The organism is Methylorubrum sp. POS3, from assembly GCF_043352485.1.
In the GTDB taxonomy this organism is placed as follows: Bacteria; Pseudomonadota; Alphaproteobacteria; order Rhizobiales; family Beijerinckiaceae; genus Methylobacterium; species Methylobacterium suomiense.
Genome location: NZ_JAPRBT010000001.1, coordinates 1,930,981 through 1,949,942 on the forward strand (window position 1 = coordinate 1,930,981; position 18,962 = coordinate 1,949,942).

At 71.0% G+C, this 18,962-nt stretch carries 18 protein-coding genes; 9 read left to right on the forward strand and 9 right to left on the reverse strand.

Annotated elements, in window-relative coordinates; genetic code table 11:
- Positions 1-98 precede the first annotated feature (98 nt).
- Together OWC43_RS09205 and OWC43_RS09210 are read left to right on the forward strand one after the other, a co-directional pair.
- Positions 99-2,681: an ABC transporter permease gene (locus OWC43_RS09205; protein WP_393956437.1), complete on the forward strand. Its 2,583-nt coding sequence runs from the start codon at positions 99-101 to the stop codon at positions 2,679-2,681.
- 220 nt (positions 2,682-2,901) lie between these two features.
- On the forward strand, positions 2,902-3,669 hold the full coding sequence (locus OWC43_RS09210; protein ID WP_137830796.1) for a Bax inhibitor-1/YccA family protein: 768 nt from the start codon (positions 2,902-2,904) through the stop codon (positions 3,667-3,669).
- 66 nt (positions 3,670-3,735) lie between these two features.
- Here the strand turns inward: OWC43_RS09210 and OWC43_RS09215 are convergent, their stop codons facing one another.
- Positions 3,736-5,130, reverse strand: a complete 1,395-nt coding sequence (locus tag OWC43_RS09215; RefSeq protein ID WP_393956438.1) for a PLP-dependent aminotransferase family protein — start codon at positions 5,128-5,130, stop codon at positions 3,736-3,738.
- A 130-nt stretch (positions 5,131-5,260) separates the two neighbouring features.
- Here OWC43_RS09215 and OWC43_RS09220 point away from each other — a divergent pair, with 130 nt between their 5' ends.
- On the forward strand, positions 5,261-5,392 hold the full coding sequence (locus OWC43_RS09220; protein ID WP_281405179.1) for a hypothetical protein: 132 nt from the start codon (positions 5,261-5,263) through the stop codon (positions 5,390-5,392).
- Positions 5,392-6,285: a DMT family transporter gene (locus OWC43_RS09225; protein WP_393958528.1), complete on the forward strand. Its 894-nt coding sequence runs from the start codon at positions 5,392-5,394 to the stop codon at positions 6,283-6,285. The genes OWC43_RS09220 and OWC43_RS09225 overlap by 1 nt, the downstream gene beginning before the upstream one ends.
- Before the next feature lie 90 nt (positions 6,286-6,375).
- Here the strand turns inward: OWC43_RS09225 and OWC43_RS09230 are convergent, their stop codons facing one another.
- A complete protein-coding gene (locus OWC43_RS09230) occupies positions 6,376-6,768 on the reverse strand; it encodes a hypothetical protein (RefSeq protein WP_393956439.1) in 393 nt (130 codons plus the stop codon).
- Between the two features lie 15 nt (positions 6,769-6,783).
- A complete protein-coding gene (locus tag OWC43_RS09235; RefSeq protein WP_137830793.1) occupies positions 6,784-7,689 on the reverse strand; it encodes a hypothetical protein in 906 nt (301 codons plus the stop codon).
- A gap of 106 nt (positions 7,690-7,795) precedes the next feature.
- Between OWC43_RS09235 and OWC43_RS09240 the strand changes: the two genes are divergently transcribed.
- A complete protein-coding gene (locus OWC43_RS09240; protein ID WP_393956440.1) occupies positions 7,796-8,395 on the forward strand; it encodes a nitroreductase in 600 nt (199 codons plus the stop codon).
- Between the two features lie 10 nt (positions 8,396-8,405).
- Positions 8,406-9,014: a flavin reductase family protein gene (locus OWC43_RS09245; protein WP_393956441.1), complete on the forward strand. Its 609-nt coding sequence runs from the start codon at positions 8,406-8,408 to the stop codon at positions 9,012-9,014.
- Positions 9,015-9,018: 4 nt separating this feature from the next.
- Here OWC43_RS09245 and OWC43_RS09250 read toward each other — a convergent pair whose 3' ends face one another.
- On the reverse strand, positions 9,019-9,606 hold the full coding sequence (locus OWC43_RS09250; protein WP_393956442.1) for a glutathione S-transferase family protein: 588 nt from the start codon (positions 9,604-9,606) through the stop codon (positions 9,019-9,021).
- 253 nt (positions 9,607-9,859) lie between these two features.
- On the reverse strand, positions 9,860-10,441 hold the full coding sequence (locus OWC43_RS09255) for an aldolase (RefSeq protein WP_393956443.1): 582 nt from the start codon (positions 10,439-10,441) through the stop codon (positions 9,860-9,862).
- 116 nt (positions 10,442-10,557) lie between these two features.
- Between OWC43_RS09255 and OWC43_RS09260 the strand changes: the two genes are divergently transcribed.
- Both OWC43_RS09260 and OWC43_RS09265 read left to right on the forward strand, forming a co-directional pair.
- Positions 10,558-11,679, forward strand: coding sequence for a transglycosylase SLT domain-containing protein (locus OWC43_RS09260; protein ID WP_393956444.1), 1,122 nt, complete (start codon positions 10,558-10,560; stop codon positions 11,677-11,679).
- The gene (locus OWC43_RS09265; protein ID WP_393956445.1) at positions 11,676-13,427 is read left to right on the forward strand and encodes a DUF2336 domain-containing protein; all 1,752 of its coding nucleotides are present in this window, start codon (positions 11,676-11,678) and stop codon (positions 13,425-13,427) included. Before OWC43_RS09260 ends, OWC43_RS09265 begins: the two co-directional genes overlap by 4 nt.
- 67 nt (positions 13,428-13,494) lie before the next feature.
- Here OWC43_RS09265 and OWC43_RS09270 read toward each other — a convergent pair whose 3' ends face one another.
- From OWC43_RS09270 to OWC43_RS09285, 4 genes are all read right to left on the reverse strand, one after another.
- On the reverse strand, positions 13,495-14,940 hold the full coding sequence (locus OWC43_RS09270; RefSeq protein WP_393956446.1) for a UdgX family uracil-DNA binding protein: 1,446 nt from the start codon (positions 14,938-14,940) through the stop codon (positions 13,495-13,497).
- The gene (locus OWC43_RS09275; protein ID WP_393956447.1) at positions 14,940-16,151 is read right to left on the reverse strand and encodes a putative DNA modification/repair radical SAM protein; all 1,212 of its coding nucleotides are present in this window, start codon (positions 16,149-16,151) and stop codon (positions 14,940-14,942) included. The genes OWC43_RS09270 and OWC43_RS09275 overlap by 1 nt, the downstream gene beginning before the upstream one ends.
- A 99-nt stretch (positions 16,152-16,250) precedes the next feature.
- On the reverse strand, positions 16,251-16,682 hold the full coding sequence (locus tag OWC43_RS09280) for an OsmC family protein (protein ID WP_137830784.1): 432 nt from the start codon (positions 16,680-16,682) through the stop codon (positions 16,251-16,253).
- A 141-nt stretch (positions 16,683-16,823) separates the two neighbouring features.
- The gene (locus OWC43_RS09285; RefSeq protein ID WP_393956448.1) at positions 16,824-17,447 is read right to left on the reverse strand and encodes a RecX family transcriptional regulator; all 624 of its coding nucleotides are present in this window, start codon (positions 17,445-17,447) and stop codon (positions 16,824-16,826) included.
- A 95-nt stretch (positions 17,448-17,542) separates the two neighbouring features.
- On the opposite strand from OWC43_RS09285, the gene OWC43_RS09290 reads away from it, so the two are divergent.
- Complete coding sequence (locus tag OWC43_RS09290; protein ID WP_393958529.1) at positions 17,543-18,952, forward strand: TAXI family TRAP transporter solute-binding subunit; 1,410 nt, start codon at positions 17,543-17,545, stop codon at positions 18,950-18,952.
- Positions 18,953-18,962 lie beyond the last annotated feature (10 nt).

Here is an 18,962-nt window from a genome sequence, read left to right on the forward strand (position 1 = left end):
CCCGGCCTGCGGCGGCGAGCGCGGTTGCGCGGGCGGCGGAAGTGCCCAGATTGAGGCGCGGCCGTTTCCGGCCCGGAACGCGAAACCCTCGAGCGCGCATGCACGGTACGTTGTCCCGGCCGGACATCCCGCGGCCCCGGCCGGCCGCCTTCGGGCTGCCGCTGACCCTGCGCTTGGCTTTGCGCGAGCTGCGCGGCGGGCTCTCCGGCTTTCGCGTCTTCATCGCCTGCATCGCCCTGGGCGTCGCCGCGATCAGCGGCGTCACCTCGATCGCCGCCTCGCTCTCGGGCGGGCTCGGCCGCGAGGGACGCCGGATTCTCGGCGGCGACCTCACCTACGCGCTGGTCAATCGCGAGGCGAGCCCGGCCGAGCGCGCGGCACTCGCCGCGAAGGGGCCGGTCTCCGAAGTGGCCACGCTCCGGGCCATGGCGGTGGCGGGGGAAGGCGCGGCGCTGGTCGAGCTGAAGGCCGTCGACGCGGCCTATCCGGCGGTCGGCACGGTCGAGACCGATCCGGCCCAGCCCCTGGCCGATCTGCTGGCCGAGCGCGACGGGGTCTACGGCGCGGTGGCCGATCCGGCCCTGCTGACCCGCCTCGACCTGAAGCCGGGCGACCGGGTGACGCTGGGCGGCTTCCCGGTTCAGATCCGTGCCGCGCTGACCGCGGAGCCCGACAAGATCGCCGCGGGCGTCGGCTTCGGCCCGCGATTGATGGTGTCCCTGGCCGCGCTCCGTGCCACCGGCCTCATCCAGCCCGGCAGCCTCAATCAGTGGAGCTACCGCCTCCAGCTGCCGGGGCTCGACGATGCCGGGCTCGCGGCCGTCGATGCTTCGATCCAGAAGGCCCTGCCCGAGGCGGGCTTCCAGATCCGCTCGCGGGTCAATGCCGATCCGCGCTTCGCCAAGGGCATCGAGCGCTTCACCCAATTCCTGACATTGGTCGGACTCACGGCGCTCATCGTCGGCGGGGTTGGCGTCGCCAACGCCGTGCGGGCCTTCGTCGATGGGCGGCGCGAGGCCATCGCGACCCTCAAGAGCGTCGGTGCGCCGGGGTCTCAGGTGGTCGGGCTCTACCTCGTGCAGGTCATGCTGATCGCCGCCCTGAGCACGATCATCGGTCTGGCGCTCGGCGCGGCCCTGCCGTTCCTGCTCGATGCGGCCCTGCGCGACCAACTCCCGCTGCCGCTCAATCCCGAGATCGCGTTCGGGCGCCTCGCCCTCGCCGCCGCCTACGGCCTCCTCACCGCGCTCGCCTTCGCCATCCTGCCGTTGGGCCGGGCCCACGACGTGCCGGTGGCGAGCCTGTTTCGGGATAGCGTCGACCCCACCCGGCGCCGACCCCGGACGCGCTACCTCGTGGTCCTCGCCCTCGCCCTCGCGGCCTTGGCGGGGCTTGCCCTGGCCACCGCCTTCGACCGCAAGGTCGCCCTGACCTTCATGCTCGCCGCCGGGCTCGCCTTCGGCGGCCTGCGCCTCGTCGCCTCGGGCATCATGGCGGTCGCCGCCCGCCTGCCCCGACCTCGGGCGATGGCGCCGCGCATGGCGCTGGCCAACCTGCACCGACCCGGTGCGCTGACGCCCGCAGTAGTGCTCTCGCTCGGCCTCGGCACGACGCTGCTGGTGACGCTCGGCGCCATCGACGCCAACATCACCCGCGCCCTGGAGAGCTCGCTGCCCGGCCGCGCCCCGAGCCTGTTCTTCCTCGACGTGCCGTCCCGCGATGCGGAGGCGTTCTCGGGATTCCTCGGCGCCCGCGCGCCCGACGCCAAGATCGAGCGCGTGCCGATGATGCGCGGCCGTATCACCGCGCTGAACGGCGTGCCGGCCGCCCAGATCAAGCCGCCGGAGGATGCAGCCTGGGTCCTCGACGGCGACCGTGGCATCACCTACGCGGAGCTCCCGCCCGAGGGATCCCAGATGGTCGGAGGCGCGTGGTGGAGCGCGGAGGAGGGCCGGCAGGCCCTCGTCTCGTTCGAGGCGGTGGCGGCGCGGGCGCTGGGGCTCACGGTCGGCAGCACCGTCACCGTCAACGTGCTCGGGCGTTCGATCACGGCGAAGGTCGCCAATCTCCGCAAGGTGGAGTGGCGCTCGCTGGGCATCAACTTCGTGATGGTGTTCTCCCCCGGCACGTTCCGGGGGGCGCCGCATGCCGATCTCGCGACCCTGACCCTGCCGCACGGCCCCGATCCGAAGCTGGAGGCCGAGATCGTGCGCGACGCCGCCAAGGCCTTTCCCTCGGTCACCAGCGTCCGGGTCAAGGACGCGCTCGATGCCGTCAACGACCTCGTCCACAAGCTCACGCTGGCGATCCGCGGCGCGAGCGTCGTGGCGATCCTCACGAGCCTGCTCGTCCTCGCCGGAGCCCTCGCCGCCGGGCACCGTTCGAGGCTCTACGACGCCGTGGTGTTGAAGGTGCTCGGCGCCACACGCGGCCGGCTTCTCTTCGCCTATATCCTCGAATACGGTGCCCTGGGTTTGGCCACCGCCGTGTTCGGAATCCTCGCCGGAACCCTGGCGAGTTGGGGCATCGTCACGCGGGTGATGCGGCTCGACTTCCGGCCGGATCTCGGCGGGGCGTTGATGGTGGCAGGGCTCGCGGTTGCCTTCGCCGTCATCGTCGGCCTGGCGGGGACTTGGCGCATCCTCGGCCAGAAGCCGGCACCTTATCTGCGACAGTTCTGAGATTCAGACGGCAACGTCGCAAGACAAGGTTTAATCCGATCGTTCGGTCGAAAAACTTCCGCCGATAGAACGACTTGAAATCTCGGCCGTGAGCTTCAAGCCCCTCTTGTTTGTCTCCGGCCGAACGAACATATTCAGCGTCGAGGCGCGCCCGACGCGCCGGGGTTCGCGCGTGGACCTCGTATCCATCCCGCGCCGGGAGCTTCCAAGGGAAACTTTCATGGCATTCGACAACAGCCCGTTCCGCTACGGTGCCCAGCCGCAGGGATACGCTGGCTCCCAGGTCGAGGTCGACCAGGGCCTGCGCAGCTTCATGCTGGGCGTCTACAACAACATGGTCGTCGGCCTCGGGATCTCCGGTCTCGTGGCGCTCGGCCTCAACATGCTGGCCGTGGCCGGCTACCAGGGCACCCGCCCGCTGCTCACGCCGTTTGGCCAGACGCTGTACAACAGCCCCCTCAAGTGGGTGCTGATGCTGGCGCCGCTCGCTTTCATCTTCGTCTTCTCCTTTCGGATGGATCGGATGTCGGCCGCCTCGGCGCGCACGATGTTCTGGGCCTTCGCGGCGGTGATGGGCGCCTCGATGTCCACCCTCCTGCTCGTCTTCACGGGCGGTAGCGTGGTGCGGGTGTTCTTCATCACGGCGGCGAGCTTCGGCGCTCTGAGCCTCTACGGCTACACCACGAAGCGCAGCCTGTCGGGCATGGGTTCGTTCCTCATCATGGGCGTGATCGGCCTCGTGATCGCCTCGCTGGTGAACATCTTCATGGCCTCGAGCGCGCTGCAATTCGCGATCTCGGTGCTCGGCGTGCTGATCTTCGCGGGCCTCACGGCCTACGACACGCAGAAGCTCAAGGAGATGTACCTGTACAGCGGCATGGACGCTGAGGGTGCGGCCAAGATGTCCGTGAACGGCGCCCTGACGCTGTACCTGGACTTCATCAACATGTTCCAGTTCCTGCTCTCGCTGGTCGGCGACCGTCGCTAAGCGAAACGCAGCACTCGAAACGCGGAAGAGCCCCGGCCGAAAGGTCGGGGCTTTTTCTTGTGCGGCTTACCCCGCCATCGCCCGCTCCAACTCCGAGAAGACCCGCGGCTCGGTGCATTGGCCGACATTGAAGCGCAGGTAATCGCCCGCGCTCTGGCTCAAGGAGAAGACATTGCCCGGCGCCAGTACGACGCCGCGGGCGAGGGCCCGGCGGGAGATGTCTGCTGCGTCGAGACCGCCCGGCAGGCGCGCCCAGAGGAACATTCCGGCGCTCGGGACCGACTGCACCGTGAGCCCGGCTTCCGTCAGACGCCGCACCACCCGCCCGCGGGCATCGGCCAGACGCGTGCGCAGGGCGTCGAGGTGATGACGGTAACTCCCCTCGACGAGAAACCGGTGGATCGTCGCCGCCGCGAGATGCCCGTCGCTGAGCGACACCGCGAGCTTGAGGTCGACGAGGCGCTCGACCCAGTCGCCGCGCAGGGCCACCACGCCCATCCGCACCCCGGTCGAGAGGGTCTTGGAGAAGCCGCCGACATGGATCACCCGGTCGAGCCCGTCGAACCCGGCGAGCCGCGGCCCCGGCTCGACCTCGAAATCGGCATAGGCGTCGTCCTCGACGATCAGGGTGCCGTGCACCTCGGCCAGCCGCAGGATGCGGTGCACCACCATCGGTGACAGGGTCGCCCCGGTCGGGTTCTGCAGGCCGGAATTGGTGACGTAGAGCCGGGGCTTGTGCTCCGCCAGCACGCGCTCGAAGGCGGCGAGATCCGGTCCCTCCGGACCGAACGGCACCCCGACCATCCGCAGGCGGTGGGCGCGGGCGAGAGCCTGGAAGCTGAAATAGCAGGGATCGTCGAGCAGCACCGTGTCGCCGGGCTCGGTGAGGAAGCGCAGGGTCAGGTCGAGCGCGTGCGTGGTCGAGTCGGTCAGCACCAGTTGGTCGAGATGGGCGAGGATGCCCCGCTCGGTGAGGCGGCGCGCCATCAGTTGCCGCAGGGGCGCGTGACCCTGCGGCGTGTCGTAGAACATCACCGCCTCGCTGCGGCGCGCGACCTGCCGCAGCGCCCGGCGCAACGCCTCCTCGGGCAGCCAGTCCGGCGGCAGCCAGCCGCAGCCCGGCTTGAGATGATCCGGGCCCGCCTCCAGCGATTGCCGGGTGATCCAGACCGGATCGACCGCCCGGTCGAGGCGGGGCCCCAGCGCGGCGAGGCTGAGCGGCTCGGCGCGGGCGGCCACGTAGAAGCCTGAACCCGGCCGGGACAGGATGGCGCCCTGCGCCGCCAACCGGTCATAGGCTTCGACCACGGTCGATTTCGAGACCTCCATGCTCTCGGCGAAAGCCCGCACCGAGGGCAGGCGGGCGCCGGGCCCGAGCGCGCGGCTCTGGATCCGGGCCTCGATGGCCCGCATCACCGCCTCCACCCGACTGAGATTCGCCTCGCGCGGCAGCTCCGTCATGGTCGATCCTCCGAACCGTACCGATCGATGTCCCGGACAGTTCATCGGAATTGTACTGTAACTGTCCCTGTCGGAACAGAGCAGCCCCCGGTATACCCGGCCCCTGATCGGACCTGACCGGAGACCCACCATGACCTTCACCGAAGATATCCTCGCTCGCCGGAGCGGCGCCACCGCCTTCCTCGGCCGTCGCATCCGCGACCTCATCGTGCTTGCCGCCGGCGCGGCCCTCGCCCTGCCGCTGATCGTGCCGTTCGCGTGATCCGGCCCACGGTCGCCGCGCTCGACGCTCCGACGGAGACGCGGCCGACCGGTGCGCTCGTCGACGGGCTGATCGGTGTGGCGATCTTCAGCGGATCGCTCCCGGCCACGCGGCTCGCGTTGACAGGGTTCGACCCACTCTTCCTCACCTTCGCCCGCGGGGCGCTGGCCGGTCTCGCCTCCGCCGCGCTCCTGGCGGCGATCCGGCCGCCCCTGCCGGCTCGGGGCGATCTGCCGACCTTCGGGCTGCTGTCGCTCTGCGTGGTGCTCGGTTTCCCGCTGCTGACGGCGCTGGCCCTGATGCGGGTCGATTCGGCCCACGCCGTCGTCTTTATCGGCCTGCTGCCGCTCGCCACCGCCGGCTTCGGCGCGTTGCGGGCCGGCGAGCGCCCGTCGAGGCGCTTCTGGCTGTACGCTTGCCTCGGCAGCACCGTCGTTGCGGGCTTTGCCCTGCGCGGCGGGCTGACCCTGGAGCCCGCCGACGTCCTGATGCTCGCCGCGATCCTGGCCGGCGGACTCGGCTATGCCGAGGGCGGTCGTCTGTCCCGTCGCCTCGGTGGCTGGCCGGTCATCGCCTGGGCGAATGTCGCGGCACTGCCCGTCACGCTGCCGCTGGCTGCGTGGTTCGCGCCGCCGCAAATGGACGGCATCCCGGCCGCAGCCTGGGCCGGGCTCGGCTACGTCTCGCTGTTCAGCATGCTGATCGGCTTCGTGTTCTGGAACCGGGGCCTCGCCCGCGGCGGCATCGCGGCGGTGGGGCAGCTCCAGCTGCTCCAGCCCTTCCTCGGACTGGCCCTCGCCGCCCTGTTGCTGGGCGAGCGGATCGAGCCGGCCATGGTCGTCGCCGCCCTCGCCGTCGTGGCCTGCGTCGCGGCGGCCCGCCGGGCGGCCTGACGCGGCCATCTTCGGATGGGAGTAGGCGATCCGCCCATCCGGGGGCACTGGAGTCGCGTCGAGAGGCCGGGAGGGCGACGGAAAAACCGTTCAACCGTCCGCGCAATTGGCCTCGAACAGGGTCTTGGCCCGCTGCATCGCCTGGAAATCGGCGGGACTCGCAGGGCTGCGCAGCTCCGGTCCCTCGGGCAGGCGCGCCAGGACATTCTCCGAGAGATCGGCCACGAACGGGCGGGGGCCGGTATGGGCCCCCATGCGGTTGCGCAGATCGACCGTTCCGCAGACGGCTCCGGCCCGGCCCTTCCGCAGGCCGGCGATGCGGGCCTCCGGATCGCGTAGCGCGCGCCCGACCAGCATTAGGATCGTGCTGGCCGCAGCCGGCCCGACGGCGGCGTCGGAGCCGTCCACGATGGTCTGGGCGGAGGCGGGCGGTGCGCAGGCGAGGAGGGAGAGTGCCAGCAGAGCGACGGGAAGCCGATGCATCGTCAGCGTCCCCGATCAGCTGCCCTTGGCCAGGACCTCGACGTCCTCGTCCCGGCCGCTCTCGACCTTGAACTCGCGGGTATAGACCTGCCCGTCGTGGCGGGCGATCAGCACGTAGTCGCCCTCCGCCAGGGTCACGGCGGGAAAGGCACCGATCGCCTCGCGGATCGTGTCGCCACCCGGCGTCAGCACGCTGAAGGCGGTCCCGGCGAAGGCCTCGGTGCCGGGGGCGGCGACGAGCTTCAGGATCACGGTCGCGGCTTTGTGGTTGAGCGTCGCGTCGGTGATCTTGCCGGTCTCGACCTTGAGATCCGCGCGCTGGATCGCGTTCGACTCACCGTAATTCGACACGACGTGGTAGACGCCCTCGGGCAGGCGCACGATCTCGCCCGCCTTGATCCCGCTGCGCACGAGGCGCCCCTCGGAATTGGTGCCGGCCGGCACGAAGACCGAGAAGGCGAGCTGGTTGGGCGCGATGATCTGATCACCGATGGCGCCGGAGAGCTTGAGCGCCCCGGCGGCGATCTTCAGCTGCTCCGTCACCGGCTGGCCGGACAGGGTGATGCGCTTCGAGGCGCTGGCATAGCCGTAGGTCACGGTGGCGACGTAGGCACCCGCCGGCAATTTCAGCGTCGGGGCGGCATCGGTCGAGCGGGCGATGATGGCCGGACGGCCGGTCTCGCCCTTGTCCTCGAAGATGCGCCAGCTCAGTCCGGAGCGCACCGGTTGGTTGGAGCCGACGAAGCTCGCCGAGAGCGACAGGTCCGCCTCGCCCTCGGGGACGGGCGGCGGCAGCATCGGCGACGTGATGCCGGGGGAGGGCAACCCTGGGCCGAACGGGTCCTGCGCATGGGCTGCCAGCGGGCTCGCGAGGCAGACCACAACCGCGACGGCCTGCCGGCCCCGACGCCCGCGTCCCATCGTCCTGATCTCCCCGACATGCCGCCTGAACGTGGGTCGGCTCTTGAAACCCGACCGTGGCGGCGGCAAGGCGGAGGCACCTTCGGCCCGAGCCCGCGGATTGTCCATGGCCTCCTCCCCCGCTGCGACCCCCGCTGCGACCCCCGCCGCCACCCACGACATGCTGCGTACCCGACGCTCGGTGCCGCCGATCCAGCTCGACGGTCCCGGTCCCTCGGCGGAAGAACTCGACGGCTGGCTCGCCATCGCCGCGCGGGTGCCCGACCACGGCAAGCTCGCGCCGTGGCGTTTCCTCGTCATCGAGGGCGAGGCGCGCCATCGCCTCGGCGCGATTATCGCCGACACTCACGCGAAGGACTTCCCCGATGCGGACGAGAAGCGCCTCGATCAGGAGCGTCGACGCCTCGCGCACGCGCCTCTGGTGGTCGCAATCGTCTCCCGCGCCGGCCCGCACATCAAGATTCCGGAATGGGAGCAGGTCCTGTCCGCCGGTGCGGTCTGCATGAATTTCGTGGTGGCGGCCAACGCCGCCGGCTACGCGACGGCGTGGCTCACCGAGTGGTTCGCCTACGACCGGCGGGTGCTCGATGCGCTGGGTCTCGAGCCCTCCGAGCGGATCGCCGGCTTCATCCATGTCGGCCGCGCCCGCGAGGTGCCCTCCGACCGGCCGCGCCCGGACCTCGCGCAGATCGTCACCCGCCTCTGAGGGGTTTGCGATGCATTACGAAGCGGACGCCCCGAGCCTGCCGCACAATCCGCTGAAGGCCATCATCGCCCCGCGCCCGATCGGCTGGATCAGCGCCATGGACCGGCAGGGGCGGGTGAACCTCGCCCCCTACTCGTTCTTCAACGCGGTCGGCGGCGAGCCCGACATGGTGATGTTCTCCTCCTCCGGCCGCAAGGACGCCATGACCTTCGCGGAGGAGGGCGGGGAGTTCGTGTGCAGCCTCGCGACCTACGATCTACGCGAGGCGGTCAACGCCACCTCGGCGCCCCTGGCCCGGGGCGACAGCGAGTTTCCCTTCGCCGGCCTCACGCCGGCCCCATCGCGCCGGGTGCGCCCGCCGCGGGTGGCGGAATCCCCGGCGGCGATCGAGTGCAAGTGGCTTCAGACCGTTCCGCTGGTGCCGCTCGACGGCGCCGAGCCCAACAACTTCCTCGTGATCGGGCAGGTGGTCTCGCTCTACGTCGACGACCGCTTCGTGAAGGACGGGCGCGTCGATACGGGCGCCATGCGCCCGATCCTGCGGGGCGGCTATTTCGACTATTTCACCACCGAGTCGAGCAACCGTTTCGAGCTGCGTCGGCCTAAGGGCGGCGGCTGAAACGTCAGTCGACGATTCTCAGGACGCCCTCGACGCGGGCGATCCAGGCGCGGATACCTGGATACGGCGCGAGGTCGAACCCGCCCTCGTGGGCGAGCCGGGTGTAGGCGACGAGCGCCACGTCGGCGAGGCTGAGCGCCGCCCCGACGAAGAACGGCTGCGAAGCGAGCGTCTTCTCCATCAAGGCGAGCGCCGCATGGCCGCGCTCGGACAGCTTCGGATCGATCTCGGCCTCGGGCTTGCCGAGGTAGAGCCGCTGGAACCGGCGCACGGCGATGTAGGGCTCGTGGCTGTACTGTTCCCAGAACAGCCATTGCTGCATCTTCGCCCGCGCGAACTCGTCCGCCGGGATCAGCGCCGAGCCCCGGGCGAGGTAGCCGATGATCGCGTTCGACTCGGACAGCGCCCGCCCGTCCTCCAGCACCAGCGTCGGCACGCGCCCGTCGGGATTGAGGGCGAGAAAATCGGGCGTGCGGCTCTCGCCCCTGAGGATATCGACCTCGCGCCAATCGAGCCCGACCCCGAGATGGGACGCGACCCACGCGACCTTGAGGCAGTTGCCGGACTTGCGGTCGCCGTAGACGATGAGCATCGAAGAGCCCCGATCACGCGAAGCCTCAGCAGAGCTGCCGCGCAGGGCCGTGACAAGAGCTGACTTCGACCGATCAGGAACGATCAGGCCACCGAGGGCCTTGGAGCGTGCTGCTGTTTTCGGGGAAGCAGCACGATCTATCTCTTTGTGTCAAAACGGCGATTTCGGAAAACCGGATTCTACTTTTCCGCATCGTGCTCGGGTCGCACGGGGGCCCGTGATACCCACCGCATCCGCGCCTCGCGCCGCTCCGTTACGGCGATGCGGATGAGAGCGCCTCGGGATCGCGGGTGATCAGCAGCTCGAAGCCGTCCCGGCGCGCGGCCTCGATCCCGTCTGGCGCGAGCGTCACCAAGGCTGTGACGCCTGCCGCCGCCGCGGCGAGGCGCACCAGCCCGCGCGCCTGTCGGACCGTCTCGCCCGCAGCCTCGGCGCCGAGCGCATCCGCCAGAGCCACCGTGTCGAGGCCCAGTCCCGCGAGCCGGGGGCTCGCACCGACGAAGCTGCGCGCCTCCAGCACCCCGAGCGGATCGCCGATCTGCGCCAGGATCGGCAGCCCTCCGTCCGGCCAGCCATGCTCGGCCTCGTGCACCGCGAGGCGGGCGCCGAGCGCCGCCACGTCGCGGCCGGAGCGGGCCCGGTCGAGCAGGATCGCGTCCGGCGCGGTCGTGGGCAGCGCCGCATCCGGCCCATCGAGGGCGTGGATCAGCATCGCCGCCCCGATCCGGTCGCGCAGGTCCGGCGGGACCGGGCCCTCGATCACCAGCGCATCCGCCCCGCAGGCCAAGGCGGCGGCGAGGCCCCGCGCGTCGTCGCCCGCGCATCGCAGGGCCAAACGGCTCGTCCGGAAACGGGAGGGGCAAGGTACGGGGATCATTCAAGCTTTCTTTACCATACGGGGCGGAAAGTCAGTCTTCGAGGAGCCGATCGCCGGTTCCTGCGGGCTGCGTCATGTTCCTGTTCACCAATGCTCCCGTCGGCACGCGCGAGACCGGACCCGCCGTCTCGCCCGCGCGCCCGGCGACGGGCACGGCGGCGAGCGGCGAGGTGATCGCGGCGATCCGCGACGGGGCCCAGACGAGCGGCGTCGGCTTCGATTACCTGCTCGCCACGGCGCAGCGCGAGTCGAGCCTCAACCCGACCGCCAAGGCCGGCACCTCGACGGCGACCGGCCTGTTCCAGTTCATCGAGCAGACGTGGCTCGGCGTGATGAAGAACGCGGGTGGAAAGCTCGGCCTGTCCACCTATGCCGACGCCATCACGGCGCGCTCCGACGGCACCTACTCGGTCTCCGATCCCGCGACCCGACAGGCGATCCTCGATCTGCGGCGCGATCCGAAGGTGTCGGCGACGATGGCCGGCGCCCTGACCCAGCGCAACCGCGAGGCCTTGGGCTCGGCCCTGGGACGCGAGCCGACGGCGGGCGACCTCTACGCCGCCCACGTTCTCGGGGCGCGGGGGGCCACGTCACTGATCGCCTCGGCGCAGGGCAGCCCCGCCCGCTCCGCCGCCCTCGACCTGCCGGAGGCCGCCGCCGCCAATCGCGGCCTGTTCTACGACAAGGCCGGGCGCCCGCGCTCGTCCTCCGAACTCTACGCGCTCCTCGCCACCGCGACCTCGGGCGCGCCGACCCCCGTCGCGACGACCGCCGGCCTGTCCGATCCGCCCACCGCCTACGCCTCGCTGGAGGGCGGCATCCGCTCCCTGTTCCAGACCGATCGACGCCAGGGCGCGATCTCGGAGAGCGTCGCCAAGATCTGGCAGGGACGCGCCGCCAGCGTCGAGGCGAGCCGTTCCGGCCCATCCTATTTTCCGCGCTCCGACGGCACCGAGGACGTCCCTGCCGTCGTCCCGACGCCGGAACCGCCCTCGACCGGGTCTGCGACCTCCGCCGCGCCGATCGTGGTGCCGCTGCCGCCGCGCCGCCCGGCCGGCCTCGGCACCGCCGCGACGCCGATGGCTCTGACCGCCGCCGCGCCGTCTCAGACGTCCGATGCGTCCGCCGCGGCCGCGCGCCCGGCAAAGACCATCCTGTTCGACCTCTCTTCCTACCGCCTTCGGAACGGCCCATGATCCTCCGCCAGTTCCTCACCCTCACGCAGCACGCCTCCGCCGAAAGGCGAGCCGAGGCGGCCGGCACCCTGGCGCGAGCCTATCTCGACGGCAGCCTCGGGCCGGACGCCGCCTGGGAGGCCAAGACGGCGCTTCTGGCGCTCCTCGACGATCCGGTGCTCGCCGTGCGCCGCGCGCTCGCCGAAGCCTGCGCCGATTCGGCGAGCGCGCCGCGACCGCTCGTTGTGGCGCTCGCCTCCGACCATCCCGAGATCGCCTGCCTCGTGCTCGCCCGCTCGCCGGTGCTGATGGATGCCGATCTCGTCGATTGCGTCGCGATCGGTTGCGAGGCGGCGCGCTCCGCGGTCGCCGCCCGGACGGATCTGTCGAGGCCCGTCGCCGCCGCCCTCGCCGAGGTGGCGGGTCTGCCCTCCCTGGTGGCGCTGGCGAAGAATCCGAGGGCGGCCATCGGCACCGCCGCCTTCCTGCGGATGGTCGACCGCCACGGCGAGGATGCAGCGCTCTGCCAAGCACTGCTCGCCCGGCACGACCTGACCATCGAGGTGCGCCACGCCGTCGTCGCTCGACTGGCCGAGCAGCTCGCCCGCGTCGGTCAGGATGCCGGCTGGATGAATTCCGAACGCGGCGCCCGCGTCGCCCGCGACGCCCGGGACGCGGCGGCGCTTGCCCTCGGCGACGAGGCCGGCGAGACCGGGCTCGCTCGCCTCATCACCCATTTGCGGGTGCAGGAGCAGCTCACCGCCGGGTTGATCCTGCGGGCGATCCTGTCCCTGCGCCTCCCCTTCGCCGAGGCGGCGCTCGCGGAATTGAGCGGCCTCAGCCGCGCTCGCGTGGCCGGTTTGATGTTCGAGCCGTACGGTGCGGGCTTCACCGCCCTCCATCGCCGGGCCGGCCTGCCGATTCTGCTTCTGCCGGCTATCCAGGCGGCGCTGACCGTGTGGCGCGAGGCCGCCAACGGCCGCAACGGTCCGACCGGGCCGCGACTCGCCCGCTCGATGATCGAGGCGGCCTTGACCGCCTGCGAGACCCTCCCCTTCGCCGAGGCCCGTGGCCTCGTCGCCCTCCTCGCCCGCTTCGAGGCGGAGGCCGCCCGGGACGAGGCCCGATTGTTCGCCCAGGAGCAGATGGAGGCGCATAGCCGCGACGAGGCCGCCCCCCTGCTCGCCGTGCCCGAGGCCCTGGCCGCGACCGGTGCCGATGGTTGGGCGGAGATGCTGGCCGAGGCCTGGGCCGCGTCCGAGACGCGGGCGCTGCCGGAGGTGATCGAACTCTCCGCCGCGGACGCGGCTTCCGCGCCGAGCCGTGGCGAGCGCCCTGCCACCGAACCAGCCGTGCCGACCACGGCGTCGCCCGCCTCACACGAGCTGGAGGCGGGTTCGCTCGCGCTCGCTCTCCCCGAGGCGGAGGTGCCGAATGCCGACGCCGCGTGGCCGCTGTCTCCCCGGCCGGAGGAGCGCCTCGGGGCGCCGGTCGCCGCCGAAGCGCCGTCCGTAGCCTTGCCCGAAACCCTGCTGGCCGACCTCTCGGAGGCCTTGGTGGCCCACTTCCTCGCCGAGCGTCCCGCTTTGACGGCTCCGCTGCAGGCCGTGGCAGAAGGGACACCGTCGGTGGCTCCGGAGGTCCGCGCCGAGTCGAGGCTGTCGGCGCGCCCCCGCGAGATCGCCCTGGCCGTCACCGCCGGCATGATCCCGCAGGAACTGGTGTTGAGCTACCGTGACGACCGCATCCGCGAGCGTCTGGCCGCCTGACGCGCTTCCTTCGGCTCATATCCGAGCAGGTGAGTCCGCGCCTTATGCGGGTTGTTCGCCCGGTCGCTCAGGCCGCCAGATCCTGTGCCCGCCGCAGATCGTCGACGAAGGTGCGATAGGCCGCTTCCTTGGCCGCCTCGTCGGGCAGGCGCAACAGGTAGGACGGGTGGACCGTGATGAACCCGCCATAGGGACGGCCGAACTCCGCCGGTCCGCGGGCGCGGGTGATCGGGATCTGCTTGCCGGTGAGGGCCAGAACCGCCGTGGCGCCGAGCGCCACCACGAGCTTCGGGGCGACGAAATCGAGCTCCCGGTCGAGCCACCAGCGGTAATGGCTCACCTCGCCCGCCGTCGGCTTCTCGTGGATGCGCCGCTTGCCCCGCAGCGTGAACTTGAAATGCTTGACCGCATTCGTGAGGTAGGCCTCCGACCGCTCGATCCCCGCCTCTTCGAGGGCGCGGGAGAGAAGCTGTCCCGCCGGCCCGACGAAGGGCCGGCCCTGCCGATCCTCCTGGTCGCCGGGCTGCTCGCCGACGAAGGCGATGCGCGCGCCGATCGGGCCCTCGCCCAGCACCGCCTGGGTCGCGCCCGGCACCAGCGGCTCCGAGCGGGCGATGATCGCATTCAGGGCCTCCAGCGAATCCGGCTCATCCTGCGCCATCCGCTCCACGGCCCGGACGGGGTCGCGCTTCTCCGGCATCGTCGGTGCCCTCTCGATCATCGCCTGCGCCCGCGCGCCGGCAGCCCGCACCAGCGCGGGAATCGCGGCCGTCTCCGGCATGTTCCGCCAGTACTTGCGGGGCATCTCGGCGCGCATGGCGTCGAGATTGAGCCGCGCCGGGTTGAACGTACTCTCGTAATAGTCCCGCCAGCCCGCCTCGAATCCATCGCCCTCCGGCACGTCCTCCCGCCGACCCGGCGGTCCGAAGCGCAGGGTGCCGTCCCAGTGAGCGGACGCCTCCGGGGTCAGGATCGACCAGCGGAGGTTGCGGAAGCGATCGACGAAGAAGGGGGCGGCCGCCTCCAGGATGTGATTGTCGGGCTCGAACCAAGCCACGTAGCGCTCGTCTGCCCCCGGCACGCGGCGGAAGCGCAGGAAGGCGTGCATCTTGTGAAGGTCGCGACCGATCGCCTTGCGCATCCGGTGGAGGCGGTGGACCAGCGGATCGCTCGCCACCTCCATGAGGGCGCGCTCGCCCCGCGTCACGCGCCAGAGGAGCGCGTAGAGCAGGCCGTAGCGCTCGGGATCGCGGTGGGGCACCACCATCGGAATCAGATCGGTCACCGCGCGGGGCAGCGCCAGCGGCGGGGCGTCGGCGGGCGCGGCCTCCGCCCCGAACAGGCTGAGGCGCTCGGTCTGCCAGACGACGGCGTCCGGGGCGATACCGGCGGCGATCAGGCGCCGAGCGGCCGTGCGGAAGCCCGGCAGGTCGGCACCCGGGGCGAGGGTGGCGACATGGATCGCGCCGCCGGACCGTGGCCCCGAGGGACGAGGCTCCGAGAGCCGGTCCATCAGAACAGGCTCAACTGTTCCGCCGGCTCCGCCAGCTTGGTGCGCAGATCCAGCCGATCGGTCAGCGTCGTCGGACGAAAATCCTCGGCGATCAGGAAGGGCCGCGCCCGCTTGAGCCCGGAGGTCAGCCGGGCCACGTCGTCGAGGCGCAAGCGCCCGTGGCGGCGCGCCTTGATGATGGCATCCACCGCCCGCGCCCCCAGCCCCGGCACCCGGAGCAGCATGGTCTTGTCGGCCCGGTTCACGTCGACGGGGAAGAGGTGGCGGTTCTTGAGCGCCCAAGCGAGCTTGGGATCGATGTCGAGGGCGAACATCCCGTCATCGGCCGCATTCGCCACGTCGTCGGGGGAGAACTCGTAGTACCGGATCAGCCAATCGGCCTGATAGAGCCGATGTTCGCGCCGGAGCGGCGGGGCCTGCGGCGGCAGGGCCGACGAGGCGTCCGGGATCGGGCTGAAGGCGGAGTAGTAGACGCGTTTGAGATTGTAGCTGCCGTAGAGGAGCGCGCTCTTGCGGATCAGCGCCTCGTCGGTGGTGGCATCCGCCCCCACGATCACCTGGGTCGATTGCCCGGCCGGGGAGAAGCGGCGCTTCTCCTCCTTCGCCTGGACGATGCGCTCGCCGATCTGCCCCATCGCGCTCTCGATCGCCGCCCCGTCCTTCTCGGGGGCGAGGCGGATCAGGCTCGCCTCGGTGGGCAGTTCGAGGTTGATCGACAGCCGGTCGGCATAGAGCCCGGCCTCCTCGATCAGCCACGGGCTCGCTTCGGGGATCGACTTGAGATGGATATAGCCGCGAAAACCGTGCTCGCGCCGCAGCTTCTTGGCGACGCGGGTCAGCATCTCCATCGTGTAGTCGGGCGAGCGGATGATGCCGGACGAGAGGAACAGCCCCTCGATATAGTTGCGCTTGTAGAACTCGACCGTGAGCGTCACGACCTCTTCCACCGAGAAGCGGGCGCGCGCGACGTTCGAGGAGCGCCGGTTGACGCAATAGGCGCAGTCGAACAGGCAGTAATTCGTCAGCAGGATCTTCAGCAGCGAAACGCAGCGCCCGTCCGGGGTATAAGCGTGGCAGATGCCCGCCCCCGTGGTTGAGCCGAGGCCGTCGGCGCCGGCCTTGCGCTTGGGCGCGCCCGACGACGCGCAGGAGGCGTCGTACTTGGCGGCATCCGCGAGGATGCGCAGCTTGCGCGCGAGTTTCTCATCCATCGAACGGAAGATGAACACGTCCGCGTGAGGATCAATGCGGCGCGTTGCCTTTCGCACCGGAAAACGGCTTCCCCGGCGGACCGGGGAAGCCGAGGCGGCTCAGCCCTGGCTGAGGGTCTTGTCGAGGGTGATCTCGGCGTTCAGGAGCTTCGAGATCGGGCAGCCCTTCTCGGCATTGCCGGCGAGTTCGTCGAACTTCGCCTGATCGATGCCGGGGATCACGGCCTTCAGGGTGAGGGCGGATTTCGTCACCTTGAAGCCGTCGCCGTCCGGCACGAGCGTGACCACCGCCTTGGTGTCGAGGGAGGTCGCCTTGAGGCCGGCCGACTGGAGCTGGAAGGCCAGAGCCATGGTGAAGCAACCGGCATGGGCCGCCGCGATCAGCTCTTCGGGATTGGTGCCCGGCTCGTTCTCGAAACGGGTGTTGAAACCGTAGGGATTGTCCGAGAGCACGCCCGACTGGGTCGTGATCTTGCCCTTGCCGGTCTTGCCGTCGCCCTCCCAGTGGGCGCTCGCGTGGCGGTCGGTCATGCCTGTCGTCCTTGGTCGTGTGTGCGGGCCTCCCCGCCTCGGGGGCGAGGTGGGGCGATGTCTCCGGAAGTCGAGGGTTTTCGGCATCTCCTGCGGGAGGCTCTCGGCGGATCGCGGGCGCCCCGCCGTCGCCGGTCGGTCCTATAGGTCCTCGTCCGCGTCCCCACCGATGACGTCCCGCGCGAGCGGGTAGGGGAAGCCGGCCCGTGCCATGGCGGCGAGATCGCGCTCCCGGTTCGCCTCCCGTGCCCCCGGCGGACGATGGGGGCCGAGGCGGCGGCGGCGGGCATAGGCCAAGGCCGCCTTCCGCTCGGTGTCGGCCTCCTCGTCCGCCCCCGTCTCGACCCGATCCTCGGCCTCCTGCCGCTCGTCGGCGATGGCGGCGGCGATCGTCTCGGCGTCGATGCCCTTCTCGGAGAGCTTCGCCCGCGCCTGCCGGGTCGATGTGCCGCGCCGCCGCAGGCGCGCGAGGCGGGCGGCGGCGAAGCGCGCGTCATCGATGAGGCCGGCCCGTTGAGCCCGCGCCACCGTCTCCTCGATCAGCCCGGCATGGGTGTCGGCCGATTCGTCGCGGGATCGGCAGCGCCGTTCGACCCGGCGGGCCAGCACCCGGCGCAGCATCTCCGAGGAGGCGCCGTAGCGGTCGAGGTAGTGCAGCGCCACGCGTTCCAGCCACGCGGCACTGACCGGCGGCTCGGGTCTTGCCTCCCGCTCGGCCGGTCGTCCCTCGCCGTGACGATTGCGTGAACCCTTCGCCCCGATCATCCGTTCTTCACGTTCCCGCCAGGTTTTCGACCCATGATTTTCCGATGGATCGCTCTGGAATGCGAGGGCTCCGCCTGCGGGCGGCGGCCGTCCTGATGCGGCGCGAGTGGCTGTTCGTGCTGCTCGCCCTGGGCTTCGCGGCCGTCGCCGGCCTCGTCGTCACGCTCTCACGCCCCACCGTTCTCGCCGTCGCCGTCGGGCCGCGCGACGGCGCCGAGGCCGCCCTGATCGAGGCTTATGCCAAGGCGCTCGTGCGCAATCACGAAGACGTCCGGTTGCAGGTGACCGCCCATGACGACGTGCGCGACAGTGCCGTCGCCCTGCAGAAGAACCACGCGGACCTCGCCGTGGTTCGCCCCGACGTGCTCTTGCCCGACAACGGGCTGACGCTCGCCATCCTGCACGACGAGGCACTGGTCGTCGCCGCCCCCGAAGCGGCCGAGATCGAGAGCTTTTCCGATCTGTCCACGCGCCGCCTCGGTGTGGTGGTGCGCCACGACGCCGACCTGTCCTTCGTCACGAACCTCCTCGACTTCTACGATTTCAAGCGCGCGGGCGAGGCCGAACTCGCGGCGGCGGAGCCGCTCGCCGCCGGCCGCGTCGGGCTCGTGCCGCTCAAGGCGACGGAGGTGACCCAGGCGCTCGAGACCAAGCGGGTCGATGCCGTCGCCGTGATCGCGAGTCCCACCGCCAAGGCGACCCTCGGCATGCTGCGTGCCGTCGAAGCGGCCTCGCCGGATCGCAAGATCGCCCTCGTCGGCGTACCGGACGGCAAGGCGATCACCCAGCGCCTGCCGGAACTGCAGACGGTGACGCTCTCGGCGGGGACCTTCGGCGGCCGGCCCAAGCGCCCGGAAGAGGATGTCGAGACGGTCGGCGTGTCCTATCGCCTCATGGCGCGGGGCGCGGTGAGCCGCGTCGCCGTGGCCTCGGTGGTGCAGCACCTGTTCGAGTGGCGCTCGCGGCTCGCGGCGGTCGCCCCGATCGCCAACGCGATGAAGGCGCCCGACTACGACACCACCGTCACGGCGACCAGCGCGCGCCTGCCCAACCATCCCGGCGCGGTCGATTACTTCGAGCGCGAGCAGCAGACCTTCCTCGATCGCTACGAGGATTGGATCTACCTCTTCGCCTTCTTCGGCGGCACCCTCGGTTCGGGCGTGGCGTGGCTGGGCCAGCGTCTCGCCCGCAAACGCCGCGAACGGATCGACGTGGTGCTCGACCGCCTGCTCGACATTCTGGCCGAGGCCCGCGAGGCCCGCACGGTCGAGGTCCTGGACGCGCTGACCCGCGAGACGGACTCCCTCATCTCCGACGTGGTCCGCCAAGCCCGCGAGCGCGCCATCGACAGCCGGATGATCTCGGCGCTCATCCTCGCCATCGACGCGGTGAACGGTGCGCTGGACGACGGGCGGCGCATGCTCGATCCGGCGAGCGCGGCGGTCGGTGGAGCCCGCTCCCGCACCGCGCGGCTGCTGTCCCTGAGCATGCCCGCGGCGGAGTAGCATCCGGGCG